Source organism: Hominenteromicrobium sp. (assembly GCF_046974225.1).
GTDB classification, from domain to species: Bacteria; Bacillota; Clostridia; order Oscillospirales; family Acutalibacteraceae; genus Hominenteromicrobium; species Hominenteromicrobium mulieris.
Genome location: NZ_JBKWAE010000008.1, coordinates 53665 through 77963, shown reverse-complemented (window position 1 = coordinate 77963; position 24299 = coordinate 53665). Strand labels below are relative to the sequence as shown.

The 24299-nt window shown below is 53.7% G+C and carries 26 protein-coding genes and 1 riboswitch; of the genes, 7 read left to right on the top strand and 19 right to left on the bottom strand.

Going from position 1 to position 24299, the window contains the following annotated elements; genetic code table 11:
* Positions 1–25 precede the first annotated feature (25 nt).
* The 3 genes from ACLTX1_RS07820 to ACLTX1_RS07810 all read right to left on the bottom strand — a co-directional run bounded on the left by ACLTX1_RS07820 (position 26) and on the right by ACLTX1_RS07810 (position 2421).
* A complete protein-coding gene (locus tag ACLTX1_RS07820) occupies positions 26–346 on the bottom strand; it encodes a rhodanese-like domain-containing protein (protein WP_308449176.1) in 321 nt (106 codons plus the stop codon).
* A gap of 71 nt (positions 347–417) precedes the next feature.
* The gene (locus ACLTX1_RS07815) at positions 418–1365 is read right to left on the bottom strand and encodes an L-lactate dehydrogenase (RefSeq protein WP_308449175.1); all 948 of its coding nucleotides are present in this window, start codon (positions 1363–1365) and stop codon (positions 418–420) included.
* A gap of 222 nt (positions 1366–1587) precedes the next feature.
* Positions 1588–2421, bottom strand: a complete 834-nt coding sequence (locus tag ACLTX1_RS07810; RefSeq protein WP_308449174.1) for an MBL fold metallo-hydrolase — start codon at positions 2419–2421, stop codon at positions 1588–1590.
* Positions 2422–2803: 382 nt separating this feature from the next.
* Here ACLTX1_RS07810 and rpsT point away from each other — a divergent pair, with 382 nt between their 5' ends.
* Positions 2804–3064 carry a 30S ribosomal protein S20 gene (rpsT, locus tag ACLTX1_RS07805; RefSeq protein ID WP_176821029.1) on the top strand — a complete coding sequence of 87 codons (261 nt, stop codon included), beginning with the start codon at positions 2804–2806 and terminating at the stop codon, positions 3062–3064.
* A gap of 363 nt (positions 3065–3427) precedes the next feature.
* On the opposite strand, the gene ACLTX1_RS07800 is transcribed toward rpsT, so the two are convergent.
* Positions 3428–3832 carry a DUF4190 domain-containing protein gene (locus tag ACLTX1_RS07800; protein WP_176820985.1) on the bottom strand — a complete coding sequence of 135 codons (405 nt, stop codon included), beginning with the start codon at positions 3830–3832 and terminating at the stop codon, positions 3428–3430.
* 202 nt (positions 3833–4034) lie between these two features.
* Between ACLTX1_RS07800 and ACLTX1_RS07795 the strand changes: the two genes are divergently transcribed.
* From ACLTX1_RS07795 to hflC, 3 genes are read left to right on the top strand one after another with little or no spacing between them, the layout of a single operon-like run.
* Complete coding sequence (locus ACLTX1_RS07795) at positions 4035–4598, top strand: DUF1836 domain-containing protein (protein WP_412330717.1); 564 nt, start codon at positions 4035–4037, stop codon at positions 4596–4598.
* Between the two features lie 33 nt (positions 4599–4631).
* A complete protein-coding gene (hflK, locus tag ACLTX1_RS07790; RefSeq protein WP_308449172.1) occupies positions 4632–5660 on the top strand; it encodes an FtsH protease activity modulator HflK in 1029 nt (342 codons plus the stop codon).
* Between the two features lie 3 nt (positions 5661–5663).
* Positions 5664–6539 (top strand): protease modulator HflC, encoded by an 876-nt coding sequence (gene hflC, locus ACLTX1_RS07785; protein ID WP_176820988.1) that lies wholly within the window; start codon positions 5664–5666, stop codon positions 6537–6539.
* Positions 6540–6667: 128 nt separating this feature from the next.
* Here the strand turns inward: hflC and thiC are convergent, their stop codons facing one another.
* The 3 genes from thiC to ACLTX1_RS07770 form a co-directional block, all read right to left on the bottom strand.
* Entirely contained in the window at positions 6668–7975 is a 1308-nt protein-coding gene (gene thiC, locus ACLTX1_RS07780; protein WP_412330716.1) for a phosphomethylpyrimidine synthase ThiC, read from the bottom strand.
* Positions 7976–8036: 61 nt separating this feature from the next.
* A riboswitch (TPP riboswitch) is annotated at positions 8037–8144 on the bottom strand.
* A gap of 70 nt (positions 8145–8214) precedes the next feature.
* A complete protein-coding gene (locus tag ACLTX1_RS07775) occupies positions 8215–9480 on the bottom strand; it encodes a chloride channel protein (protein ID WP_412330715.1) in 1266 nt (421 codons plus the stop codon).
* Between the two features lie 196 nt (positions 9481–9676).
* On the bottom strand, positions 9677–10519 hold the full coding sequence (locus tag ACLTX1_RS07770; RefSeq protein ID WP_412330714.1) for a DegV family protein: 843 nt from the start codon (positions 10517–10519) through the stop codon (positions 9677–9679).
* Between the two features lie 222 nt (positions 10520–10741).
* On the opposite strand from ACLTX1_RS07770, the gene ACLTX1_RS07765 reads away from it, so the two are divergent.
* Together ACLTX1_RS07765 and ACLTX1_RS07760 are read left to right on the top strand one after the other, a co-directional pair.
* The gene (locus ACLTX1_RS07765; RefSeq protein WP_316523362.1) at positions 10742–11053 is read left to right on the top strand and encodes a TM2 domain-containing protein; all 312 of its coding nucleotides are present in this window, start codon (positions 10742–10744) and stop codon (positions 11051–11053) included.
* Positions 11054–11067: 14 nt separating this feature from the next.
* Positions 11068–11730, top strand: coding sequence for a TM2 domain-containing protein (locus ACLTX1_RS07760; RefSeq protein WP_412330713.1), 663 nt, complete (start codon positions 11068–11070; stop codon positions 11728–11730).
* A 110-nt stretch (positions 11731–11840) separates the two neighbouring features.
* Here ACLTX1_RS07760 and ACLTX1_RS07755 read toward each other — a convergent pair whose 3' ends face one another.
* Entirely contained in the window at positions 11841–13766 is a 1926-nt protein-coding gene (locus tag ACLTX1_RS07755) for a glycoside hydrolase family 127 protein (RefSeq protein WP_412330712.1), read from the bottom strand.
* A 203-nt stretch (positions 13767–13969) separates the two neighbouring features.
* Here ACLTX1_RS07755 and ACLTX1_RS07750 point away from each other — a divergent pair, with 203 nt between their 5' ends.
* On the top strand, positions 13970–14449 hold the full coding sequence (locus ACLTX1_RS07750) for a hypothetical protein (protein ID WP_308449165.1): 480 nt from the start codon (positions 13970–13972) through the stop codon (positions 14447–14449).
* A gap of 295 nt (positions 14450–14744) precedes the next feature.
* On the opposite strand, the gene rsmI is transcribed toward ACLTX1_RS07750, so the two are convergent.
* The 11 genes from rsmI to trhA form a co-directional block, all read right to left on the bottom strand.
* Positions 14745–15587 (bottom strand): 16S rRNA (cytidine(1402)-2'-O)-methyltransferase, encoded by an 843-nt coding sequence (rsmI, locus tag ACLTX1_RS07745; RefSeq protein WP_308449164.1) that lies wholly within the window; start codon positions 15585–15587, stop codon positions 14745–14747.
* Positions 15574–16332 (bottom strand): tRNA1(Val) (adenine(37)-N6)-methyltransferase, encoded by a 759-nt coding sequence (locus ACLTX1_RS07740; RefSeq protein WP_308449163.1) that lies wholly within the window; start codon positions 16330–16332, stop codon positions 15574–15576. Before ACLTX1_RS07740 ends, rsmI begins: the two co-directional genes overlap by 14 nt.
* A gap of 169 nt (positions 16333–16501) precedes the next feature.
* A complete protein-coding gene (locus ACLTX1_RS07735; protein ID WP_176820997.1) occupies positions 16502–16672 on the bottom strand; it encodes a DUF362 domain-containing protein in 171 nt (56 codons plus the stop codon).
* A gap of 115 nt (positions 16673–16787) precedes the next feature.
* A complete protein-coding gene (locus tag ACLTX1_RS07730) occupies positions 16788–17654 on the bottom strand; it encodes a stage 0 sporulation family protein (protein ID WP_176820998.1) in 867 nt (288 codons plus the stop codon).
* Positions 17655–17751: 97 nt separating this feature from the next.
* A complete protein-coding gene (locus ACLTX1_RS07725; protein WP_308449162.1) occupies positions 17752–18741 on the bottom strand; it encodes an ATP-binding protein in 990 nt (329 codons plus the stop codon).
* A complete protein-coding gene (locus ACLTX1_RS07720; RefSeq protein WP_176821000.1) occupies positions 18741–19064 on the bottom strand; it encodes a cyclic-di-AMP receptor in 324 nt (107 codons plus the stop codon). The genes ACLTX1_RS07725 and ACLTX1_RS07720 overlap by 1 nt, the downstream gene beginning before the upstream one ends.
* A gap of 146 nt (positions 19065–19210) precedes the next feature.
* Positions 19211–20515 carry an amino acid carrier protein gene (locus ACLTX1_RS07715; protein ID WP_308449161.1) on the bottom strand — a complete coding sequence of 435 codons (1305 nt, stop codon included), beginning with the start codon at positions 20513–20515 and terminating at the stop codon, positions 19211–19213.
* A complete protein-coding gene (locus tag ACLTX1_RS07710) occupies positions 20512–21051 on the bottom strand; it encodes an N-acetylmuramoyl-L-alanine amidase (RefSeq protein WP_308449160.1) in 540 nt (179 codons plus the stop codon). The genes ACLTX1_RS07715 and ACLTX1_RS07710 overlap by 4 nt, the downstream gene beginning before the upstream one ends.
* 15 nt (positions 21052–21066) lie before the next feature.
* Positions 21067–21975 carry a polysaccharide deacetylase family protein gene (locus ACLTX1_RS07705; RefSeq protein ID WP_308449159.1) on the bottom strand — a complete coding sequence of 303 codons (909 nt, stop codon included), beginning with the start codon at positions 21973–21975 and terminating at the stop codon, positions 21067–21069.
* 117 nt (positions 21976–22092) lie between these two features.
* Positions 22093–23193, bottom strand: a complete 1101-nt coding sequence (locus ACLTX1_RS07700; RefSeq protein WP_308449158.1) for an alpha/beta hydrolase — start codon at positions 23191–23193, stop codon at positions 22093–22095.
* 46 nt (positions 23194–23239) lie between these two features.
* Positions 23240–23941 (bottom strand): PAQR family membrane homeostasis protein TrhA, encoded by a 702-nt coding sequence (gene trhA, locus ACLTX1_RS07695; protein ID WP_308449157.1) that lies wholly within the window; start codon positions 23939–23941, stop codon positions 23240–23242.
* Positions 23942–24299: the final 358 nt, after the last annotated feature.

Sequence of the window (24299 nt, the reverse complement as noted above, 5' to 3'; positions counted from 1 at the left end):
TTTACTTTTCTGTAGAAATCAGAGCTTAATATTCCAAGCCATACGGCCAATCGACCAAGCTGCCGATGTCGTAAATATGCGTATAGCCGTAGGATTCGAGCTTCATCGCCGCCATAAAGCTGCGGCGGCCGCTCTTGCAGTAAACAAGAATCGGCGTATCGGGCGTGGGGATCTTTTCCTCCGCGGTGTCTTCGTCAATGGTATCCACCGGGAAAAGCACGGCGTTTTCGGCGTGGCCCGTGATGTATTCGTCTTCGTCGCGCACGTCCAAGATCACGCAGTTCGGCTCGGTATCGATGATATGCTTTGCTTCCTGAAACGAAACCTTTTTATATGATTCTTCCATGGCATTCCTCTCGTCTTCACTGAAAAGCCCCGGGGCAGGTGCTCCGGGGCTTTGTTACGGATAAACTTAACTTAGATCTGAACCTTCTTGATGATCTCCTTGAGGCACTCAGAGCTATGTACAAGCGCGGCATGCTCGCTCTCGGTCAGCGGCAGGTTGAGCTTATTCACAACACCCTTGTGGCCGACGGTGGTGAGCAGGCTCAGGCAGACATCGCTGATGCCGTATTCGCCGTTCAGCATGGTAGAAACCGTCATGTTGGTATCGATGCCGGAGAGGATGCACTTTACGATATGACAGACGGAAATGGAAACCGCATAGAACGTTGCGCCCTTGCGCCTGATAACGTTGCCGCCGGATTTGCGCATGTAATCCTCAACGTCCGCATAGTTGAGCGGCGGAATCAACATGCCGTCGGTGTTTTCCATAGCCTTCTGGTATGCGTTTGCCGGGATGTTGGAGATGTTCGCAACGGACCACGGCACGAAGGAGCTGTCGCCGTGCTCGCCCAGAACGTAAGCGTGTACGTTCTGCTGGTTAATCTGGTAGTACTCGGAGAGACGTGCACGCAGACGGGCGGTATCGAGGATGGTACCGGAACCGAGGATGCGGGACTCCGGAATGCCGGAGCACTTGCAGAACGTGTAGGTGAGGATATCAACCGGGTTGCTGACGAACAGATAGATTGCATCCGGTGCGTACTTCGTGATGTTCGGCGTGATGCTCTTGATGATGTTGACGTTCGTCTGTGCAAGGTCCAGTCTGGTCTGGCCGGGCTTACGGGCAATGCCGGACGTGATGATGACGATGTCGGAATCCTTTGCGTCTTCATAGCTGCCCGCGTAAACGGAACATGGCGTGCAGAACGGAACGCCCTGACGGATGTCCAGGGCCTCGCCCTTTGCCTTTTCCTCGTTGATATCGATCATGACAATCTCGGAAGCAATGCCCTGCACGGTGAGGGTGTAAGCGATCGTGGAGCCGACGCTGCCGCTGCCGATAATGGTAATTTTATTCATAGTTCAAACCATCCTTTTTTCAGTATAGTTGCAGAATTTTGGATTATCGCTTTGATTATAGTATATTCAGGGGAATAAATCAAGTAATTTTCGGCGTTTTGGGCGCATTCTGCGGGCTTTTGGGGATTTTGTCAAAGCTGTGTCAAGCCCGTGCGAAAAAGTGAACAACATGCACGGACACCGCAGTCGTATGGCAAAACGCGCATGTCTTTGTGGCGCTTTTTATTTATTGTAGACCTTTTCCATGACGTAGGCAATGTTCGCGATGCCGCCGTCCTCGCGGTGGAACATGCCGTCAAACTTGCGGGCATAGAGAAATTTGCGCCCGAGGAACTCCGTTTCGAACCGGTCGTCGTCATCGCTTAAAATCTCCTCGCACAGTATCATCGCTTCGTCTACGATGTACGCCGGAACAGCCTGCAGACCGTGACCGCCGTAAAACTTGTCGATGTCCTTAAGATATGTCGCAAGGTGGTCGAGGCTTTTCGCATACGTCTCGACTGTTGTGGAGCACGGCAAACCGAGCAGTGTGTTCGCATTGCAGGCGTCGCCGGAATACAGAACGCGGCGGGCACGGTCCAGATAGACCATGGTTCCCACGGTATGACCCGGCACGGCAATGGCCTCAATCTGCACGCCGCCGAGGTCGAACACGTCGCCGTCTTGAACAGGCAGCGTCTTCACTGCGCACGGCGGCACAACGTCTTCCTTTTTGGGCACAAACGCCCCCTCCGGCTTGCCGCCGCCCATCACAAATCCGTAGCGCTTGTCGACGTCGCCGTGCTCGTACAAAAGCGCAACGTCCGCCGGGTTCACATAGCATTCCCCGTACTCAAACGATGCGCCGGCGTGATCCACATGTCCGTGCGTCAGCACAAGCGTAACGGGCAAATCGGTACATTCGCGTACAAACGCTTTCAAACTGCCTACGCCTGTAAGACCATCGATAAGCAGCGCTTTTTCACTGCCTTCGATCAAATAGCAAAGCTCTCCGCCCAGACCGCCGATCTGCGTAACATTGTCAAAAATCTTTCGGCTTGTAAAAAACTTGGACAAAATAAGCGCCTCCTCCGTAAATTTGCGGCTTTGCCGCCTTTTTATAAAGCGGCTGCCGTCTGCGCCGCTTTCCTGCGTTTTTCGCTTTTATTATACGATATCGTTAAAAAAATGTCTATAAGAAAATCTCGGCTTACGGGACTTTTTACATTGCATTTAAAACAGATTTTTATCATACGGAAGTACTTTACAGCCCTTCTAACGGTAAACCGCGCTTTTTATCTGCCGTTTTACGAAAAAAGGCAAAAAAGCTCTTGCATTTTCGGGGGCTATGTGGTATGATTATGTCTGCGTTATTGGAGTTCAAGGCGAATCTATGCCCACCAATACGGTTCAGGCGGTTTCGCCGTACTATAATCCTACGATCGAGGAGGTGTCTACTGTGCCCAACATCAAATCCGCTAAGAAGCGCGTTAAGGTCGCTGCCGCAAAGACCCTGCAGAACAAGATGATCAACTCTCAGCTCAAGACAGAGATCAAGAAGGCTAACGTTGCTATCGAGTCCAATGCTGCTGACAAGGCTGAGGCTGTCAAGGTCGCTGTCAAGAGAATCGACCAGGCTGCTGCAAAGGGTATTCTGCACAAGAATACGGCTGCCAGAAAGAAGTCCGCTCTCGATAAGAAGCTGAACGCTGGCGCGTAATTTTCCCAACATCGCAATGCATTAGACGACTGCTTTCGGGCAGTCGTTTTGCATTTTACGGCACTTTTTAAAGAGAATAAGTAAGGCGGAAGCAGGCTTTTTCGGTCTGCTTCCGCCTTTTTTTATTTTTGTGAATTCTCCTATTCTAAATGTTCGTCATACGAACGCTTCAAGAAACCCCTTGATAGGGTTTCTTGCGGCGGAACAATCCACCGGATTATTCCGCCTATCTTCCTGATCTTTGGTTAGGCAAAAAGATTTCGTCGTCTGCGGACGACGACTCGGGGCGTTGCCCCAAGACCCCACAAGCTTTTGAAAAAGCTTGTGCAAAACTTTATTCGTTCGCCCGTCGGCAGAATCTTCTTACCACAACGACTCAATAAATACCATGGCGTACAAAAAGATGCTGAACACAGTCGTTATCATGCCGATGGTAAGCCCGGCGACGGCGAGGCCTTTGCCCCGCTGAAAGCTCTTCTTAATCTGTGAAAGCCCCAATGTAGAGAACACGATGCCGAGGATTGACAGCGGCGGGAATACACACATCAGCACAAGCGCGACGCACGAAAGCACAAAGCCCGCGACCGCGTAGCCGTTCATGCGGTTATTCATCGGCATCCCATACGGCCGGTAGGGCTGCACATACGGATTTTTCGGTTCTTCAAACTCCGAGTTCGGCGCAAGCTGTATTTTCGCTTCACTGCCGCAGTTTGGGCAGCAGCGCATTGTTTCCGGGTACACGGTGCCGCATTCATAGCATTGTACCATTTCTCCACCTCATTTTTGCTCTTTTCCCCAGTATATCGGGTTTTAGCAGCCTTGTCAATGCCCGTTTCTGTCCGCGGCGGACGGGCAAAAATGACAAATTTGCCCATGTGCAAAGGATTTTACGATTTTATGAAAAAATCTTTAAATCTCTATTGACAATCATATAATTATGTTGTATACTCTCATCATCACATAGAAGGAGATGAACAAAGTGGAGTGGACACTTCCCGGAACGGTGCTCTCCGTTGACGCAGACCGGCCGCAGGCGGCGGAGGAAGTTTTTTCTTCCCTGTTTTTAGCCGGCGGGCTGGTGCTTTCGCAGGTGACGCAGGTCACGGGGCTGGAGCCGTACATCATTCAAAACTGGGTGCGGCGCGGCTTTTTGGCACCGCCGAAGCAGCGCAAGTACACGCGCCGCCAGTTGAGCCGCATCTTGATGATCAACGCGTTGAAAAGCACGCTTTCCATCGAGCAGATCTGCAAGCTTTTAAGCTACATCAACGGTGCGCTGGACGATGAGGGCGACGACACCATCGACGATACGGAGCTGTACGGCGCATTCGTGCTGGTGGCGGGCAGCATGCAGAAGCACGGCTTGACCTCGGAAAGCGAAATGAACCGTTTGATTGCGGACAGCCTTAAGGACTACAAAGAGTCAATCCCCGGCGCGAAGGAACGGATTGAACAGGCTTTGCGCATTATAATCACCGCGTGGCGCGCCGCGCAGCTGCAAACCAAAGCGCAGAGCATGATGAACGCGCTCTAAGTGAGAGTGCAGATTTTGAAAAAGGAGAAATTTATGTTTGAGGAATTCAAGGGCACCGGGATTCCCATCCCAACGCCAAAAAAGCCGAGCGGAGACTTTTTAAAGAAGCTGCCGAAAATCGTGCTCATCGTCGTAATCGTCCTCGTACTGCTCGCCGTTGTGGCAAGCTCTTGGTACACCGTGAACGACAAGGAGCAGGCCGTTGTGACCACATTCGGCAAGGTAACGGACATTACGGATGCCGGCTTCCACTTTAAGCTGCCGTTCGGCATTCAGAAAGTGGAAAAGGTCAACGTGAATGTCTACCAGAAGATCGAGCTCGGCTACCGCAGCGTCGGTTCCGCCGATAACTTTGACATCATCGAAAGCGAAACGAAAATGATCACCGGCGACTACAACATCGTCGACGTGGAGTTCTTCGTGGAGTACAAGGTCAGCGACCCGGAAAAGTACCTCTACGGCTCGTATGACCCGGAAACGATTCTGCGCAACCTGCTGCAAAGTCAGGTGCGCAACGTGGTCGGCTCCGAAGCCGTGGACGCCGTTTTGACGACCGGCAAGGAATCCATCCAGATGCGTGTCAAAGAGCTTGTATCCGAAATTTTGCAGGAATACGACATCGGTTTGACGCTTGTAGACGTAAAAATTCAGGACTCCGACCCACCGACCGATGAGGTCACGGAAGCGTTTAAGGCCGTGGAGACCGCAAAGCAGCAGGCAGAGACCGTGCGCAATGAGGCGCGCGCCTACCAGAACGCACAGCTCCCGCAGGCGGAAGCCAAAGCCGACGAGCTGCTGCGTAACGCCGAATATTTGAAGCAGAAGCGCATCAACGAAGCGACGGAGCAGGTCGCGATGTTCGAAGCCATGTACAAGGAGTACAGCCAGAACCCGGGTATCACGCGCTCCAGAATGTACTATGAAGCCATTTCCGAAGCCCTGCCGGACGTGAAGGTGTATATCGATACCTCCGGCGAAAACGGCGTGCAGAAGGTGCTGCCGCTTGAAAGCTTCACACAGGGCGATGTGACTACGACCGCCCCCGAAAAAGGAGAAGAATAACCGATGAAAAAGAAAACCGTGATCCTCTTGGCCGTGCTTATACTGGCGGCTGTGTGCCTCTTTAATTCCGTGTACACCGTGGAGGAAAACGAATACGGCTGCACCGTGCGGCTCTCTAAAATCATCTCGACGACCGATGAGCCGGGCCTGCACTTTAAAGTGCCGTTTTTGGACAGCGTGAAGTCCTTCCCGAAAGCCACCATGCTGTATGATATTCCGCCGAGCGAAGTGCTGACTGCCGACAAGCAGAACATGACCGTGGACTGCTACGTGCTGTGGAGCGTCTCCGACCCGCTGAAATTTTACCAATCGCTCGGCAACACGAGCGTTGCTGAGGAACGCTTAAACGCGCTGACCTACAACGCCCTCAAAACCGTAATGGGCACGCTTTCGCAGTCGAACATCATCAACATGGACGACGGCGCAGCGCGAAACGACATTTACGAGGGCATTACCACAAGCGTCGATACGCTTGCCGCAAACTACGGCATCAAGGTCGAGGACGTAAAAATCAAGCGCTTTGACCTGCCGGAGGCAAACGAAAGCGCCGTATATGCCCGCATGATCTCCGAACGCCAGCAGATTGCGGAAAAATACACCGCAGACGGCAACTACGAAGCATCGCTCATCCGCAATGATGTCGATAAGCAGGTGAACATCATTGTCTCGAACGCGGAGGCCGAAGCCGCAAAATTGCAGGCCGAGGGCGAAGCCGAATACATGCGACTGCTCGGCAAAGCGTACAATACCGAGGATAAGCAGGAGTTCTACAAATTCACGCAGGCGCTTGAAGCCTTAAAGAGCACCTTAAACGGCGACGAGAAGACCATTATCTTAGGCAAGGATTCGGACTTGGCACAGATTTTGACGAATCCGTAAAGCCTGATAGCCACCCCGGCAAAACCGGGGTGGCTATTCCCATATAAACGAGAACGGCACAGCCCGGGAGGAAGCCCAAGGCTGTGCCGTTCTCTATTCAAATCACATAGGAGTCTTATGATCTCAAATTATTCATCGAAGATGGAGACGATCTCGCCGTCTAAGATGCGGTTCATGTTCTTCACCGCGCAGAAGTTGCCGCACATGCTGCACGTGTCTTCCTTCTCCGGACGGGAGGATTCGCGGTAGCGGCGCGCCTTTTCGGGGTCGATTGCGAGGTCAAACATCGCGTTCCAGTCAAGCTTCTTTCTGGCAACTGCCATTTCGTTGTCCCAATCCATCGCGTGCGGAACGCCCTTTGCGATGTCAGCCGCATGCGCTGCAATGCGTGCCGCGATGATGCCCTCCTTCACGTCGTCCACATCCGGCAGGCGCAGATGCTCTGCGGGCGTGACGTAACACAGGAACGATGCGCCGTTCATGGCTGCCACCGTGCCGCCGATGGCGGAGGTGATATGGTCATAGCCCGGGGCGATGTCCGTGACGATCGGGCCGAGCACATAGAACGGTGCGCCGTGGCACAGCGTTTTCTGAATCTCCATGTTCGCCGCAATCTGATTGAGCGGCATATGGCCGGGACCCTCGATCATGATCTGCACGTCTTTTTCCCACGCGCGCTTGGTCAGCTCGCCGAGCGTGATGAGCTCTTCAATCTGCGAAGCATCGGTCGCGTCCTGCAGGCAGCCGGGGCGGCATGCATCGCCGAGACTGAGCGTCACGTCATATTCACAGCAAATGTCGAGAATTTCGTCAAAATACTGGAAGAACGGGTTCTCCTCGCCGGTCATTTCCATCCATGCAAAAATGATGGAGCCGCCGCGGGAAACGATATTCATCAAACGGCGGTTGCGTTTAAACTTCTTCGCCGTCTCTTTATTGATGCCGCAGTGGATGGTCATGAAGTCTACGCCGTCCTCCGCATGCATGCGCACAATGTCAATCCACTCGCGCGCAGTGATTTTGCCGAGCGCCTTGTGGTAGTAAACGACCGCGTCATAGATCGGCACGGTGCCGATCATCGCCGGACACTCGTGCGTCAGCTTGCGGCGGAACTTCTGCGTATCGCCGAAGGAGCTGAGGTCCATAATGGCCTCCGCGCCCATTTCGACCGCATGATTTACTTTTTCAAGCTCCATGTTAAGGTCGGTGAGGTCACGGGACGTGCCGAGATTGACGTTGATCTTCGTCTTCAGCATGGAGCCGAGACCGTTCGGCTCTATGCATGTATGCACCTTATTGCACGGGATAATGACCTTGCCCTCCGCCATGAGCGCCATGAGTTTTTTCGGCTCCAAGTGCTCTTTTTCGGCAACTTTCGCCATTTCCGGCGTAAAAATGCCCTTGCGGGCGGCATCCATCTGCGTTGTGTATTCCATTTTCCGTTCCTTTCCTAATGCGTGTTTCGGAACAAAAGAAAAGGGCATGTGATAATGACACATACCCGGATATTTCCGTTCCCTACGTTGGCATTATCCAAATCAGGTTATTCGGGTCGAGGGTCACACCCTCCTCTCAGCCCGTATACGAGCACCCCGTTTATTATTTTTTGCGTTTTCCGCGTACTTACTCTACCACGCCAAGTGCGTTTTGTCAAGATTTTGCCTGTGTTCTCGGCTTAGTGTCCGTGCACGTTGATCTCTTTCTCGCTCAATTTCGAATAAATAAGCTGCTGTCCGGAATAAAGGCTGAAATAGCCCGAAAACAGGAAGCTTACAAGCGCCGCGATCATGCAGAACAGTGCGCTTTCGCCGCCGAAGAGCTCTACGCTGAGCAGAATTGTCGCAATGGGGCAGTTCGTCACACCGCAGAACAGCGCCGCTATGCCGATGGCCGCACCGAACGCGGGACTCAGACCGACAAGCAGCGCCAGCGTACCGCCGAGCGTGGCACCGATGAACAGCGTGGGCACGATCTCGCCGCCCTTAAAGCCTGCGCCGATCGTGATGGAGGTAAAGATTATCTTGAGCAAGAATGCCTCGGGACGCACGACGCCCTCTTCAAAAATGCGCTCGATGACGTCCATACCGCCGCCGTTATACGCGCGCGTACCGACAAGCAATGTGAGCAAAATCACCACAACGCCGCCGACCGCCGCGCGGAGAAATTCGTTTTTAAAAAGCTTTTTGAAGAGCTTTGCGCCGCTGTGCATCGCCCAGCAGAACAGCATACTGGCAACCGCACACAAAATGGCGATGACGAGTACACGCCACATTGTGGAAATGTCAAATGCCGGGACATTTTCGACGAGAAAATGCTCCGGGGCAACGCCCATAACCAGCGCCAGTGCATAGGCAGACGCAGAGGACACGATGCACGGGAACAGCGCCGAGGTGCAGAAGCGGCCGACGCTGACGACCTCTATCGCGAAGACACATGCCGCCATCGGCGTGCCGAATACCGCCGCGAACACGCCGCTCATACCGCACATGGTGAGAATGTGGCGGTCTTCCTCATTTAAACGGAACAGCTTGCCGAAGAACGTCGCCACGCTTCCGCCGATTTGGAGCGCCGCGCCCTCGCGGCCCGCGGAGCCGCCGAGCAGGTGTGTAATCGTTGTGCCGAGGAAAATGGCCGGCGCAAGCAAAATGGAAACACCTTTATTGCTGCGTACACCCTCGAACACCTCGTTCGTGCCCACGCCGGAAACGCGGCAAAGTTTATAAACGCCCACAATGGCCAAACCGCCGACGGGCAGCAAATATAAAAGCCATGGGTTAGCGCCGCGCATGGCCGTTGCCCACGCAACGGATTTTGCAAACAGCGCGCCGACGAAGCCGCCAAGCCCGCCGACAAGCAAGCCTAAAACGCCCCACCGCAAAAACGCCGCAATGTACGCCCACACGTTTTCCGCAAGCGAGCGAATTTTCTCTTTGTTCTCCATTATTCTTTCCTCACTCAGTTCATGTCTTTATTGACAAATAAAGTTTTTAATCAACTTTTTTTCAAAAAGTTGGTCGAGCTCCGCAGAGCTCGAAATCCTTTTGCCTACCAAAAATCAGGACGGAACTTCCAGTGAACGTTCCGTCCGTGGGAGACCCAATTAGGGGGTCTCCCAAAAAGGCGAAGCCTTTTAGAATTTACTTTCTCACAAACAAAACGCCCAGCGTGTTCGGGCCGCAGTGACTCGAGACCGTGCAGCCGGCATAGGTCTCCAACACCTCGTCAAAGCCGCCGCATTCCTTGATGATCGCTTTCACATTCTCCACAATCTCCGGCGCACAGCCCGAGTGCGTGATGAAAATGCGATTTCGTCTCAAATCGTCTCTGCCCTGCAAACGCTCGCGCACATACTGTGCAATGCAATTGTCGATCTTGCCGCGGTACTTTTTGCCCACGCCCATTTTGCCGTCCTTCACTTCAATGCACGGCTTTAGCTTCAATAAATTCGCGCCGAGCGCCGCCAAGGTAGAGCATCTGCCGCCCTTTTGCAGATAAAAAAGCGTATCGATGACGAAGCTCGCCTCTACTTTTTTCGCCGTTTCGCGCATGAGCGCGGCAATCTCTTTGGGGTCCTCGCCCTTTTCCGCACGCTCTGCGGCATCCAAAACGAGCAGCGCGATGCCCGTGGAAAGATTGCGGGAATCGACCACATACACGTTTTCAAACTCCGCCGCAGCGGTGCAGGCGTTCTGGTAGCAGCTGGAAAAATCACTGCTGATATTAAAATGGATCACCGCGTCGTAATTTTCCCTGCATTTTTTGAAAAATGCCGTGTAATCGTCCACGTTCACGGCAGCAGTGCGGCACACGCCCTTGCCGGAGCGCACGTAGTCGAAAATCTCCTGCGGCGTGATGTCCATGCCGTCGCGACAATTCTGCCCGCCCTTTTCAATGTACAGCGGCGTAATGCCGATATTATACGTTTCGATAAGCTCCGGCGACAGATCGCATGTGCTGTCCGCCGAAATTTTAATCCTCATTGCAGAATTCTCCTCTCCGCTTTCGATTCGTTTTACGGTGTTTATGTTGTTTCAGTATACAACAGCCCGCGCTTTTTTTCAAGATTTCGCACCGTTTCCGGCATGATTTTTCCGTCTCTTTCATAAATTTTAAGACATTCTTACATTGCGCAAAAACGCTTGCATCTAAAGAAATTTTTCGCTACAATAAAATCACAAAACAAAGATGAGAGGAGACCGTATATGCAAGGTCAAAATTACAATCCCTACACCGGCGCACCGCTTTCCGGCATAGATCCGCCCGCCGGTTATCCGCAAAAAAGCCGTATCGCAGCCGGACTGTTCGGCATGCTGATGGGCACATTCGGCGTGCACAATTTTTACCTTGGCAATACACAGCGCGGACTGATCCAGATTTTGGTCGCTACGCTCGGCGCGCCTCTCACCTGCGGTCTTTCCACAGTTGCCGTGTGGGTCTGGAGCCTTGTTGAGGGCGTGCAGATCTTAGAAGGCAAGATTAAAATGGATGCAAACGGCATCAAGCTGAAGGACTGAGGAAGGAGATCTTTATGACAGATGAAAAAAGCACCCGGAACACCACCCCGGAGACCGCAAAGCCGGAGCCGACCTTGACGAATCCCGTAGAGCAGAGCTTTGCCGAAGCCGAGCGCCTTGCGGAGCAGGCAGAAGCCGCCGCAAAAGACGAACCGTGCTGCGATATGCCGAAAGCCGAAGAAGCTGCCCCGGAAGCACCGAAAACGGAGGTGCCAACGCCGCCGCAGTATCAGCCGCCGCAGTACACCTATGCGGCCTACACCGCACAGCCGCCGCAGCCCACCCCGCAGGAGGGCGCGGGCGACTACCGCCCCCCGCGCTACACGGAGCAGTACCAGGCGAACGCCAATAATGCAAATTATAACAACCCGCAGCAAACCTACTATGCCCCGAACGGCCAGCCGCAGTATGGGCAGAACTACGCACAGCCGTATGACCCGCCGCAGGGCACCAAAAGCCGCATTGCAGCCGGTGTGCTCGCCATTTTATTCGGTGTGTTCGGCGTGCACAACTTCTACATCGGCAAAACGGGCCTTGGCATTGCACAGCTTGCCATCACCGTTTGCAGCTGCGGCACGCTTGCCATCGTCTCCGAGATTTGGGGCATCATAGAAGGCGTGCGCCTTTTGCAAGGCACAATCTATACGGATGGTCACGGCATGAAGTTTGTTGACTGAGCTTGATTTTATACCATTGACTAAAATTCCAAAACAGCAAAACCCGGTGCAGCCGAATCCAGACTGCACCGGGTTTTCTCTGTTCTGTTATGACGATATAAACGCGTTTCTTATTTGACCGGCAGCCAAACACGCATCTGGTTTTCGCCGCGGTTTGCCCATGTGTAATACGGGATAAGGCGGATTGTTTTTTCCACAAATTTCGGAGCCTTTGTGGAATACAGCGTGTCGATGTTCTGCTGTGCGCAGCCTGCGATCTCTACGGGCACAATGCCGCCGAGCGTTTCGGGCTCGAAATTGAGCGCCTTCGGCTCTGCACCGGCTTTGACATACAGCGGCAGCACCTTGCCGTTATCGACTTCCTCTGCGCAGTAGACGAGCGCGCCACGCTGCACACACACCTTGCCGCTGTCCGCCGCGATTTTTGCGGAGGCGTACACAACGTGCGGGGTCATATCCATGGTGAGCGCAAGCGTATCGCCGTCTTTCCATGTGCGGGTGATGTAAGCATAACCGTCCTTTGTTACGGCGTTAAGGTCAACCGCTTCGCCGTTTACGGTCAGCAAGCTCTTTTCGCTCCATGCCGGAATGCGGATAGCGACCGTCGTTTCCGCTTCGCCCTTAATCGTATACTTTGCCGTGCCGCCGTGCGGGAAATCGGTCTCGCAGGTGAGCGTGATGCCCTTTTCGGTCTTCACCGTGCCGCCTGCATAGAGGTCAATGAAGAACGTGTCTTCATTTTCGCTGTACGCATAGGAGCCGAAGGAAGACACCATGCGCGCCACGTTCGGCGGGCAGCATGCGCAGGCATACCACTGCGGGCGGGTGGGCAGCACTGCGCGGTGCGTGACGGCCTTGCCGGAAATGCCCGGTACGACCTCAAGCGGGTTCACATAGAAGAAACGCTTGCCGTCAAGCTGCATGCCGGCGAGCACGGTGTTGTAGAACGCGCGCTCCATCACATCGGCATATTCGCCGCGGTGCTCGTTTTCAAGCATCTTCTTCGCGAAGAACATCAGACCGATGGAGGCGCAGGTCTCGGCGTACACGGTGTCGTTCGGCAGGTCATAATCGACCGTAAAGGCTTCACCCATAAACGTGGAGCCGATGCCGCCCGTAATGTACATGCGGCGCTTTGTGATGCTCTCCCACAAATTGCGGCAGGCAGCAAGCAGTGTCTCGTCCTGTGTTTCCTTTGCGACGTCCGCCATGCCGGTGTAAAGGTACACGGCACGCACGGCGTGGCCCACGGCGTCCTTCTGCTCACGCACGGGCAGAGTGCTCTGGGTGTAGTCGGTATTCAGCTCCTCCGTGCCGTCCCAAACGTTCCAGCCACGGTTCTTTTTTTCTTCCACGAAATAATTCGGGGCCTGACCGCGCACGTCTACAAAGTGCTTTGCAAGCTCCTTATACTTTTCGTTGCCCGTGGCGCGCCACAGACGCATCAGTGCGAGCTCCACCTCCGGGTGGCCCGGGTAGGCGCGCGTGTTTTTCTTCATGAATTGCTCGTAAATGCAGTCTGCACTCTTCGACATGATGTCGAGCAGCTCGCGCTTGCCGGTGACCTCATAATACGCCACGGCAGCCTCCATCATGTGGCCTGCACAGTAAAGCTCATGTGCATCGCAGATGTTCGTCCACATTTTGTCGGGACACTTCACGGTGAAATAGGAATCGACATAGCCATCTTCGTGCTGGGAAGCGCCGTAGAGCTGAATGGTCTCGTCCACGGCCTTTTCAAGCTCCGGGTCTTCGCCCGCTGCAAGCGCATAGGCTGCCGCTTCGATCCACTTTGCGACATCGCTGTCTTGGAACACCATACCGTAGAATTCGTCCGGCTTTACGTCCTTGCCCCTCAGCTTTTCAGCTGCAAGGCGGATATTTTCAATGGCGTGGCTCTTTTCGATACCCGGGATGGCGTCGTTCAGGATATTATACTGATACGGCAGCACCTCCTCGCGCACGAGCTTCTGCATTTTGCCGATGAAACCGTTATCGGCGGAAAAGGATTTTACGGGGATACGTTCGCTTTTCATCTTTACAAACCTCCATCATGAGCTTCAAGTTGTTCGTACATCTTTTATAGCACATTCAAACGGAGAATGCAACTGTTTTCGGAAAACTTTTATTTTGATACGGAAAGTTCATGAAAAACGGTTGCAATTTTCACGCGTTGCAGGTAAAATCAAACTATAAAATTTTTTCCGAGAAAATCGAACCAAAAAAGGATGCGTGCCGCATGGCCATAAAGATAAAAGGGAAACTTCCGCTTAAAATTTGCAGCGTGCTGTTCGTTTTGTACGGTGCAGCGTCGCTTGTGGCGCTTCTGCTGTGCCTCATCGACCGAAAATACGTGGAGGAATACGACCTTTCCGCTTACTTTAATTCCTCTATGCCGGTGCTGTCCGTTGCGGGCGCGATGCTTGTGCCCGTTTTGCTGCTCATTGCGGGGCTGATGGGCCACGCCCGTGCAGACCGCCCGAACAGCATGAAGCCGTGCTTTTTTCTGGGCCTTGCTACCGGCGTCATCATTCTTTTCAATGTTTTGTACGAGATTTTCACCGGCGATGCGCCAAATATGCCGGAAATCTGCACCTATGTTCTCGACCTCGTTCTCCCCGTTCTCTACACGTTCTGTGCATGGCTGAACTGGAGGCACAAGGGAGACGACACGCCGAAAGCCGCAGATGCCGACCCCGCACCCGCTTCTAAATCCTGATCGTTCCCTTTAGATAAAAAACTCAAGCACGCAGAACTTTCGAGTATGCGTGCTTTTCTTTTGGCTTGTTCGGTTTTTGAAAGGCGGTTTGTGACCGCCTTTTAGGAAACCCATGCAACTGGGTTTCCTACGGATTGAACGTCCCCCGGACATTCAATCCTACTTTCCTAGTTTTTGGTTAGGCAAAAAGATTTCGCTTTCTGCGGAAAGCGACGTAGGGCTCTGCCCTACGCACCCGCAAGTTTTCTGAAGAAAACTTGACTAAAGACTTTAAACCGCCGTTGCCGCGGGCTCGTCAGTTCATCAGCGCTTTATAGATTTCGCCTTTCTTAAATCCGGAGAGCTTTGCGGCCTCCTTAGCGGCGTCGCTGGCAGAGCTGCCGTTTTCTATCGCTTTTTTTGCGGCTTCTACGGCGTCCTCTAACGTCATTTCTTTCTGTTCTTCCGCCTTCGCACCCTCAATGACGAGCACAAATTCGCCCTTCGGGGCGTTCTGCTCGTAGTATTCGGCGGCTTTATATAATGTCGTGCGCACACACTCCTCGTGGATTTTCGTAATTTCCCTTACAAGCGCGATGCGTCTGTCGCCGAATATCTCCGCCATATCTCTCAACGTATACGGCAGTTTATGCGGCGCTTCGTAGAACACCATGGTGCGCACTTCGTTTTTGACGGACTCCAAGTGGTCCTTACGGCTCTTTTTATTGACGCTCAAAAAGCCCTCAAACGTAAATCTGCCCGTCGGCAGTCCCGATACCGCCAGCGCGGAAATGACGGCGCTCGGGCCCGGCACAACAAGCACCGGCACGTCGTGCTCGGCGCACAACGCCACAAGGTCTTCGCCCGGGTCGGAGATGGCCGGCATGCCGGCGTCGGAGACAATGGCGCACGTTTCGCCCGCCAAAATGCGGTCTACAATGCGCCCACCCTTTTCGGCCTTGTTGTGCTCATAATAGCTTACAAGCGGCTTTTTAATGCCGAAGTGGTTTAAAAGCTTCATCGTGACGCGCGTGTCCTCCGCTGCGATGAAATCCACCGCCGCCAAGGTCTCCGCCGCGCGGGGCGAAAAATCCGACAAATTTCCGATGGGCGTGCCCACCACATACAATGCACCGCGAAGCAGTTTATTTTCTTCCATCTGCGCGTCCTCCCTCGTGACCGAATTTGTAATTCCCGTAAATTTCCAGCATTTCGGCGGAAAACCCGCCGTTTTCGTCTTCTATAATAAGTGTCGGCAGTACGGAAAGCCCCGGTTTGCCGCCGCGCCGCACTTCCAGTAAAAACAGAGACGGCGCGGTGTTTATCCTTTGCTGTACGAGCCGCAGCCTTTTCGGCTCTAAGCCGTAGCTTCTAAAAACATTCATTGCGTCCGCAAGGCGCTCCGGGCGCTGACATAGGCAAAACCGGCCGCCGAAGCGCAGCACGTCTCTGCCCGCTTTCGCGACATCTTCAAGCGTGCAGGTGCACTCGTGCCGCGCGTTTTCCATGCGTTCGTCCGGGTTGCGCAGCCCCGCGCCCACGGCCTTATACGGCGGGTTACACGCCGCAAGATCTAACGTTGGGTGCGGAATGATTTTTTTGATCTCCCGTATATCCCCCCGAATGACCTCGATATTTTCCTCATACCCGTTTTCCGAAACGGAGCGCAAGGCCTGCGAAAACGCCTGTTCGCCGAGTTCCACCGCCGTGATGTGCCGCGGGGCGTAATTTGCCTGCCACAAAAGCGAAATGGTACCGCAGCCCGTGCCGAGGTCAATGCAGCGTTCTTTGTGTTTCGGCGCGGCAAAATGCGCTAGCAAAATGGTGTCCGTATTAAACGTGTGCTCGCGGCTGACGAGTACACGGCAGGCAGGCGCAAGCGGCTCCCAGTGCAGATTTTCCACAGGTTTTCTCCTTTTGGCTGAATTTAGCTTCCAATAAACATGGTCAAAAGTTTTTGATTAAACTTTCTTCGAGAAAGTTTACGAATTTCAGAGGCGCTGCCGCCCTTTTAACAGCAAAAGAAAAAGGACTGCCGCTTGGGCAGCCCTCTCTTTTACGCAATGTCAGCGATTATGCCTGCTCCGGAGCGGAAACCGGGCACGTGTCAGCGCAAGCGCCGCACTCGATGCAGGTATCAGCGTCGATCTCGTACTTGCCGTCACCCTCGGAGATTGCGGAAACAGGACATGCGTCTGCGCAAGCGCCGCAAGCGATGCAAGCGTCTGTAATTTTATATGCCATTTTAGGACACCTCCATGTATTTGATACCTACATTCTAACACAAATCCATGAAAATGCAAGCGAAAATTGCTTTTTTACAGATACGTAACAAAAGCCCGCCAAAATACAGGTACTTTTAGTTCTCCAGCTTCTTAAATTCCTCAATTTCCTTCTTATTCAGCTTGATCTGCCCGTCTTTCAGCACGCGTACGTCCTTCACTTTGTAGACGCTCGGCGCGGCGTCCGGGCTCTTATCGAGCCGCACGGTCAGCTTGCCGGTAAGCAGGTTCTGATCGATAACAACACCCTTGCCGTCCGGCGTGGAAACCACAGCGTTCACCTTCGGCGTGGTACGCAGCAGGTCAAGGTATGCCTCCTGCTCATATTTCAGACAGCACATCAGTCTGCCGCACGTGCCGGAGATTTTCACAGGGTTCAGAGAAAGCCCTTGCTCCTTCGCCATTTTGATGGAGACCGGCTGAAAGCCGCCGAGGAACGAGCCGCAGCAGAACGGTCTGCCGCAGATGCCGAGGCCGCCGATCATCTTCGCTTCGTCGCGCACGCCGATCTGACGCAGCTCAATGCGCGTGCGGAACATGCCCGCAAGGTCTTTTACCAGCTCGCGGAAGTCCACACGGCCGTCCGCCGTGAAGTAAAAGAGGATTTTACTGTTGTCAAACGTGTACTCCACGTCGACAAGCTTCATTTCGAGTCCGCGCTCCGCAATTTTCTTTTCGCACTGCGTGAACGCATTTTTTGCTTTCAGTTCATTTTCCGCCACGCGGCGCAGGTCGTCTTTTGTCGCCTTGCGAATTACTTTTTTGAGCGGCTGCACAATGGAATCATCCGCAACATCGCGGTTGGCCATCGCCACTTCGCCGCACTCTACGCCGCGCGCCGTTTCTACAACGACGTGGTCGTCGGCGGAGAGCTTCTCGCTGTTCGGGTCAAAGTAATACACCTTGCCCATGTTCTTAAAACGAACACCGATTACTTCTGCCATATTTATATCCACAGCCCGTAAAGGGCTTCCTTTCTTTCCGGGAAAAATCCGTATTGTTATTTTGACAACACGGACGATTTTTATTTCAAAACAGGCTTTATTTGCCCGCAGTTTCTTTCATTTCGGCGCACAGCGCCGTTACAAGCAGCGCCATGTTCGCGTTTCGCCGCCAGTATTCCGTGTATTTTGCCGTCATTTCACACAGCGCCATCAGCGCTTTTAAAGACAGCTTGCGTCTTAATTTGTCGCAGACCTCACGCGCGGGCACTTGCACATTTACATTGTTTTTCAACAGACATGCATCGCGCAGCAAAAGCTGCAAGCGCTCCATGCTTTCCGGGAATAAGGGCTTGTCTTTGATGAGCGGCGCGGTCGCCGCCAAAAGGTCATGCTCCGTGCCGGAAACGAGTGCGTTTGCAATGTCTTCCGCCATTTGCTCCGCTTTTGCGGCGCGGCCGTTTTCGCCGTCCGAAAGCATTCTGCCGATGTTGCCGCGGTGCAACGATGCAAGCTTTTCAGCTTCCTCCATGGGCATGCCGGTCTTGTTCTGCACGTAAACCGCCGCTTCGCTTTCCTCCGGCGGGCGCACGGTAAAAACCTGTGCACGCGAGCGGATTGTCGGCAGCAAAGCGTCCGCAGAAAGCACCGTAAAGATGAAAAGCGCGCCTGTCGGCGGCTCTTCAATGACCTTCAAAAGTTTATTCTGGGTGATCTCCGGCATGGGATTTTCCGCAAAAATGCAGTAGACGTTGATATCCGCTTCCTCCGGCTTTTTGTATGCGTCGCGGATGACTTCATCGACGGATGCGACCGAAATCGTGTTCGATTTGCCGCTGCCCGTAACAATGCGGATATCCGGGTGCGAGCCTGCTTTTGCGCGAATACACGCCGGGCATACGCCGCAGGGCGCTAAATCGCGGTCTTCGCATGTGCAGACCGCCGCGCGGGCCAGAATCTGCGCTAATGTGCGTTTGCCAAGCCCCGTTTCACCCTGTAAAAGAAGAGTATGCGGCAGCCTGCGGCGCGAAAACGCCGCCGAAAGCGCCGTTTTCAGAGCCGCATTCCCCGCAAAACCTTCAAACTGCATTAAACCTTCTCAAAACGGTCTACGTTCAGCACGAAAATGGTAGAGCCGCCCACGGTAACTTCCACCGGAAAAGAGGAGTACATGCCCACATCCATGGTGGAGGTACTGGGCACAACCTGCGTTCTGCGGCGGGAATGCTTCGCGATGATACCGATGACTTCATCGACCTTTTCGTCTTCCACACCGGAGATGAAGGTGGTGTTGCCGGCCATCAGGAAGCCGCCGGTGGTAGCGAGCTTTGTGACGGAGAAGCCGCCTCTTGTCAGTGCGGAAGAGACCGCACCGCTGTCATCGTTGCTGACAATCGCAAGGATCAATTTCATAATATTTCCTCCTTATCGCGTTTTTTTGAAACGCATATTCGTTGTTTTTCGGAGATCAGCAAAGACAGACTAAACGAACCGTTAAAAGCCCCTCTATTCATCGCTTTTCTCTCTATTTGTATTTTAACATCTTGTCGAAGAAAAATCTATACCTTTTTTGGCTTTTGGGCAATTTGTTTTGCAAAAACCTGCGGCGTTAAAACCAAAAGCGCCGGGACGTTCAAAAGCGCCATAAGGCCGTTAAACGCATCACATACATTTAAAACGCCGAGAAACGGCGACATGCACCCCAAAAAGCAGGAAAGCGCCGAAAACGCCATGTATATTCTCTTTTCCGCCGCGCCTTTTTTCGGCAATAAATACAGCAGCGCGTCCATACCGTAGCAGCTCCACGCCAAAACCGATGCAAACGCGAAAAGCGCCACGCATACGCCGGCAGAAAGCTCGCCGAATCGCCCCAAAACGAGCGAAAAAACCGAAAGCGCCGCTTCCGGGGAAAAATCACGCACGGGCGACACCAGCATGCACAGCGCCGTAATTGTGCACAGCAGGATTGTGTCGATAAACACCTGCAAAGCGCCGAGTGTACCGATCTGCTCCGGGGTCTTATTTTCCGTGCGGAACGTCGCGAATGTACCGCTGCCAAGGCCCGCTTCGTTTGTGAACACCCCGCGCGAAATGCCCTCACGCATGGCTAAAATCATGCCGCATACGCCGCCCGCACCGGCTTTCAGCGAAAACGCACCTTTCAGCATATTCCGCACCGCGCCGGGGATATGGCTTCCGCGCAGAAGGAGCACCGCGGCGCACAACGCCAAAAACAGCCCCGCCATGAACGGCACAAGCTTTTCCGTGACGCGCACGGCTTTCGGCAGGCCGCCGCGCACGCAAAGGAGCAAAAGCCCCGCAAATACAACGCCCGCAAGCACGCGCGGCACACCCATGGGCACCAGCACCGACGATGCCGCGCCGGTCTGCGCCATGGTGCCCATGCCGAGCGCCGAAAGCACACAGCCTGCGGCATAAATTTTTGCGCCGTGCCGCCCGAACGCCTTCTGCACATAGCCGATCGCGCCGGGGGCGTTTTTCGTGCCGAATTTTGCCGCCAAAACGCCCTCGGCATATACGGTCATCATGCCGAAAAACGCCGCAATCCACATCCAGACGACCGCGCCCGCGCCACCGACCAGGATTGCCGCCGCAACACCCAGAATATTCCCCGTGCCGAGCGAGCCGGCAAGCGACGCCGTCAAGGACTGAAATGCGGAAAATCCCCCGCAGCGCTGCGTGCCGCACAATGCCCCGCGCGTCATGCCCGGCAGCTTTGTCACCTGCATGAACCGCCCGCGCAGCGTAAACCACACGCCCGCAAGCAAAATCAAAAGCAGCACGTGCGGCCCCCACAAAACCGCTGTCAAAACACGGACAAACGCCGAGAAGCTCTCGTTCACAGCGCGCAGTTCATCTCAAGGTACGCACACACTGCGCGGGTAAGCGCTTCGGCAATCACAGTGATATTATTTCTAATCCACGCTTCGTCCTCGGCGTTGTCGTGGTACGCGATCTCTACGAGGACCGCCGGTGCGCTCGTTTTCGTGATCTCCGCAAGACGTGTCGTCGCCACTGTGCTCACAAGGTCGGGGTCGGGGTAAATTTTCCGCAGTTCATCGGCAATAAGCTCCGCCGCGCGCTTGCCGGAAGCGCTGTACGGATAATAGTACACATCCGGCCCGCGCAGCTTCCCCGCCAAATTTGACGGCCCGGCGTTCGAGTGCAGCGCCAAATGCAAATCGTAATTCCCGGCGTTCGATTCGCGTATCGCCTGCCCAAGCGACGTGTTCGGCGTGTTGCGCACAACTTTGATGCCGTTTTGCTCCAGCATGGGCACCATGTCGTCCGCGATACGGTTCATCCAGTACTGCTCATCGCCCTCTGTCAAATACTTATTGTACGGCTGAATGGACGGGCTTAAATAGATTGTCGGCATATGAACCCTCCTACATCATGCTTTCAAAATGTGTTCAAAAAACGACTCGCTGTTCACACCCGAGGGACGCAGGTAGCGGCCGAGGTAATATAAGCTTTCCGGGGCACGCGTAACGGTGCTGACACGCTCCTCACACGAAAGCGTAACCTTAAACCCGAGGTTTTTGATGATCTCCGGCTCTCCCTTACTCACTGCGCCGAACGGATATGCAAACAGGACGGGCTTACTTTGCAGGTTTTCTTCTGCTTTCTGCTGAAAAAGCGTCACATCTTCGGTGAGAAGCTTCGTGTAGTCTTCCAGAGATTCCCCGGAAAGCTGCTTTGTGCCGAGCCGCGCACCGTCCGAGCTGTGCAGGTCATACGTGTGATTCGCAATTTCCACCACGCCGGAAGACTGCATTTCGCGCAGCATATCCCACGTGCAGTGCGCATAGTACGGGCTTTTGTCCGGCGTTTCGGTGTAGAGGTCGGCGTATTTTCCGATGGGCGAAAGCACAAATTTCATGCCGTACCGCTTTGCGGTGGGATAAGCGTATAAGTAGTTATTGTAATACCCGTCGTCAAACGTCAGCAAAATCGGTTTTTCAGGCAGCGCGGCGCCGTTTTCCGTGTAGTTTATGAGGTCTTCGGATAAAATTGCCGTATAGCCGTTTTCCGAAAGCCACTTAAAATCGCTTTCGAGTTCCTCCGGCGAAATGACGTATTTGCCAAGGCGCGACGCGTCGTCCATAACGGCGTGATACATGATGACCGGCACACGCACGCCGGGGTCCTCCGCCATGACCGTTAAGATCGCACCGAGCGCCCCGATGGTGCCGAGCGTCAGCGCTGCGGCCGCCGTTCTGCGCAGCCACGCGGGCAACAAGCGATAAAACGCACCGAAGCTCGGCACACGATGCGAACGCAAGCTCAAAACACCGTACATCCCGATCCCTCCTTCGCGCTATGTATACGCGGAAAAAGATTTCCTTATGCAAAAAGCCGCCCCTGCCCGATACTGTACGTCGGTGCAAAGGCGACTTTCCGCTTGGCTTTTCTATTTTCAAATCACGGGGAGCTCTGCGTTTTCTTCCGGCATGTCGTCGTATTTTTCGGCGGCTGCCGCTTCGGTCTCTTTTTCTTCTTCCGCAGCAGGATTTTCAACGGATATTTCCGTTTCTGTGGAAACTTCAGGCTCTGCTTCCGTCTCTTTTTCGTAAACCGGCTCTTCCGCCTTCGGCAGGTGCGACGAGAAGAAAGCATACAGGTCTTCGTAGACCTGCGCACTGTTCATCTCGGTGATGAGCGCGTGGCGGATGCGCGGGTAAAGCGTCAGCTTCACGTCGTGCCCGGTCTTATTCAATTTATCAAACACACGGCGCACGCCCTTGCCCATATCGCCTACGGGATCGTTTTCGCCGGAGATGAGCAAAATCGGCAGGTCTTTCGGCACACGGCGGTACCACTGGTCGGTGTTGATGGCGTACAAAAGCGTGCCGAGGTCGATATACCCCTGCACCGTGAGCGGGAAGCCGCACAGCGGGTCGTTTACAAAGCGATCCACTTCCTCTTCCTTACTCGTCACCCAGTCGTAATTTGTGCGGTTGGGCTTGAATTTCTTGTTGTACGGGCCCGTGGCAATCTTCTCGAGCGACGGAATTTTCGCCTGTGCGCCCTTTGCCTTTTTCAGCATATTGAGATACGTGCGCTCGGCCTTCCACATGGCAGTCGAAATGCCCGCGCTGGTACCCATGAATACCACTGCCGTGAGGGAGTTGCCGTAGGCGGCCGCAAATTCGCGCGCGATGAACGAGCCCATGCTGTGGCCCATGAGAAAATACGGCAGCTCGGGATATTTTTCGCGCATGATGCTCTGCAAATTGCGCTGATCCTCGACGACATTATAGAGGCCGCCCTTTTCGCCGAAATGCCCGTAGAGCGCGCCGGAGGTCACGCTGCGGCCATGGCCGAGGTGATCGTTGATGACAACGACAAAGCCGCGCTGCGCCATGTATTCGCAAAACGGTTTATACAACGCACTATGCTCCGCCATGCCGTGCGAAATCTGCAAAACAGCCTTCGGTTCGCCGTCCGGCTCATACAGGCGGGTGAAAATTTTGTTATGTGCCGTGCTGGAATCAAATGTAAATTCGGATACCTTCATGCAGCTTAATCCTTTCGGTTTGTGATTTTTATAGAAAAGTCAATTATCAAATAATTACCGTAAACACGCTCAGCGTATGCAGCACGCTGCCGGCTAAGACAAACAGGTGCCACACGGCGTGCATGTACGGCACTTTTTTGCCGAGGCCGTACAGCACCGCGCCTACGGTGTACGCCACGCCGCCCGCGATGAGGCAGTTTAATCCCACACCCGGCATTTTTGCCGCGACCGTGTTAAACGCCAGCACGACGACCCAGCCCATCATCAGGTAGCAGATCATCGAAACGACCTTGAATTTCTCCATATCGACGGCGTTTAAAATAATGCCCAGCACCGCCGCAGCCCACACGGCCGCGAACATGACGATGCCCTGCCTGCCCTCAATGCAGCACAGCGTGATGGGCGTATATGTGCCTGCGATGAGCAGATAGATTGTGCAGTGGTCGAGCACGCGAAACACCTTTTTCGCGCGGTTCACATTCAATGCGTGGTAAAGGGTGGAGACCGTGTAGAGCAAAATCATTGTGCCGCCGAAAATGCTGACGCTGACGACGTTCACAAGACTCTTTTCGCAGAACCACAATAACATAACGAGCGCCGCCGCACCGAACAGCGCGCCCACACCGTGTGACACAGCGGAGAAGATCTCTTCCCCAAGCGAATACAGCGGCAAAGACAGCCGCATCCTGTCTTCCTTATGCCAAACCTTTCTTGCACCGTAACCGGCGTATGCCGTCTGCATATCCATACGTTTCACCCTTTCTCCGGGGACCTGCCCCGGTTCTTTATTTTAAAACTGTTTTTTATTTTTCTTTTATATGGTTTTCAATACCAGATATATTCATATTATAATCTGCGTGTTTCAAAATAGCAAGGGGGTATTTGTAAATTTTCTTCGCAGACGCCCCCAAAACTGTAATTTTCAGTCTATTTAGCGCTAAAAAGTCTATTCGGTTCCCTTGTTGCACGCCCGCCGCACACGAAACTTATATTTTCTAACAAAATTTTTGCTCAACACGATTGACTTTTTGTATCTGTGATGTTAAAGTTAAATCGCCGTCATACTATCTATGGGTTCGGAAAGCCGTGTCTGTTTCCGGGCTCAT

What these genes read in the sequence shown, in the direction of transcription:
- hflK (WP_308449172.1), top strand. Translation starts at nt 4,632, where the DNA reads ATGTTTGAGGAATTCAAGGGCACCGGGATTCCCATCCCAACGCCAAAA.
- ACLTX1_RS07750 (WP_308449165.1), top strand. Translation starts at nt 13,970, where the DNA reads ATGGCCATAAAGATAAAAGGGAAACTTCCGCTTAAAATTTGCAGCGTG.
- thiC (WP_412330716.1), bottom strand. Translation starts at nt 7,975, where the DNA reads ATGGAATACACAACGCAGATGGATGCCGCCCGCAAGGGCATTTTTACG.
- ACLTX1_RS07705 (WP_308449159.1), bottom strand. Translation starts at nt 21,975, where the DNA reads ATGTACGGTGTTTTGAGCTTGCGTTCGCATCGTGTGCCGAGCTTCGGT.
- ACLTX1_RS07760 (WP_412330713.1), top strand. Translation starts at nt 11,068, where the DNA reads ATGACAGATGAAAAAAGCACCCGGAACACCACCCCGGAGACCGCAAAG.
- ACLTX1_RS07735 (WP_176820997.1), bottom strand. Translation starts at nt 16,672, where the DNA reads ATGGCATATAAAATTACAGACGCTTGCATCGCTTGCGGCGCTTGCGCA.
- ACLTX1_RS07730 (WP_176820998.1), bottom strand. Translation starts at nt 17,654, where the DNA reads ATGGCAGAAGTAATCGGTGTTCGTTTTAAGAACATGGGCAAGGTGTAT.
- rsmI (WP_308449164.1), bottom strand. Translation starts at nt 15,587, where the DNA reads ATGGAAGAAAATAAACTGCTTCGCGGTGCATTGTATGTGGTGGGCACG.
- ACLTX1_RS07815 (WP_308449175.1), bottom strand. Translation starts at nt 1,365, where the DNA reads ATGAATAAAATTACCATTATCGGCAGCGGCAGCGTCGGCTCCACGATC.
- ACLTX1_RS07755 (WP_412330712.1), bottom strand. Translation starts at nt 13,766, where the DNA reads ATGAAAAGCGAACGTATCCCCGTAAAATCCTTTTCCGCCGATAACGGT.
- trhA (WP_308449157.1), bottom strand. Translation starts at nt 23,941, where the DNA reads ATGGATATGCAGACGGCATACGCCGGTTACGGTGCAAGAAAGGTTTGG.
- ACLTX1_RS07770 (WP_412330714.1), bottom strand. Translation starts at nt 10,519, where the DNA reads ATGAGGATTAAAATTTCGGCGGACAGCACATGCGATCTGTCGCCGGAG.
- ACLTX1_RS07700 (WP_308449158.1), bottom strand. Translation starts at nt 23,193, where the DNA reads ATGAAGGTATCCGAATTTACATTTGATTCCAGCACGGCACATAACAAA.
- ACLTX1_RS07725 (WP_308449162.1), bottom strand. Translation starts at nt 18,741, where the DNA reads ATGCAGTTTGAAGGTTTTGCGGGGAATGCGGCTCTGAAAACGGCGCTT.
- ACLTX1_RS07820 (WP_308449176.1), bottom strand. Translation starts at nt 346, where the DNA reads ATGGAAGAATCATATAAAAAGGTTTCGTTTCAGGAAGCAAAGCATATC.
- ACLTX1_RS07710 (WP_308449160.1), bottom strand. Translation starts at nt 21,051, where the DNA reads ATGCCGACAATCTATTTAAGCCCGTCCATTCAGCCGTACAATAAGTAT.
- ACLTX1_RS07720 (WP_176821000.1), bottom strand. Translation starts at nt 19,064, where the DNA reads ATGAAATTGATCCTTGCGATTGTCAGCAACGATGACAGCGGTGCGGTC.
- ACLTX1_RS07775 (WP_412330715.1), bottom strand. Translation starts at nt 9,480, where the DNA reads ATGGAGAACAAAGAGAAAATTCGCTCGCTTGCGGAAAACGTGTGGGCG.
- ACLTX1_RS07795 (WP_412330717.1), top strand. Translation starts at nt 4,035, where the DNA reads ATGAACAAAGTGGAGTGGACACTTCCCGGAACGGTGCTCTCCGTTGAC.
- hflC (WP_176820988.1), top strand. Translation starts at nt 5,664, where the DNA reads ATGAAAAAGAAAACCGTGATCCTCTTGGCCGTGCTTATACTGGCGGCT.
- ACLTX1_RS07800 (WP_176820985.1), bottom strand. Translation starts at nt 3,832, where the DNA reads ATGGTACAATGCTATGAATGCGGCACCGTGTACCCGGAAACAATGCGC.
- ACLTX1_RS07765 (WP_316523362.1), top strand. Translation starts at nt 10,742, where the DNA reads ATGCAAGGTCAAAATTACAATCCCTACACCGGCGCACCGCTTTCCGGC.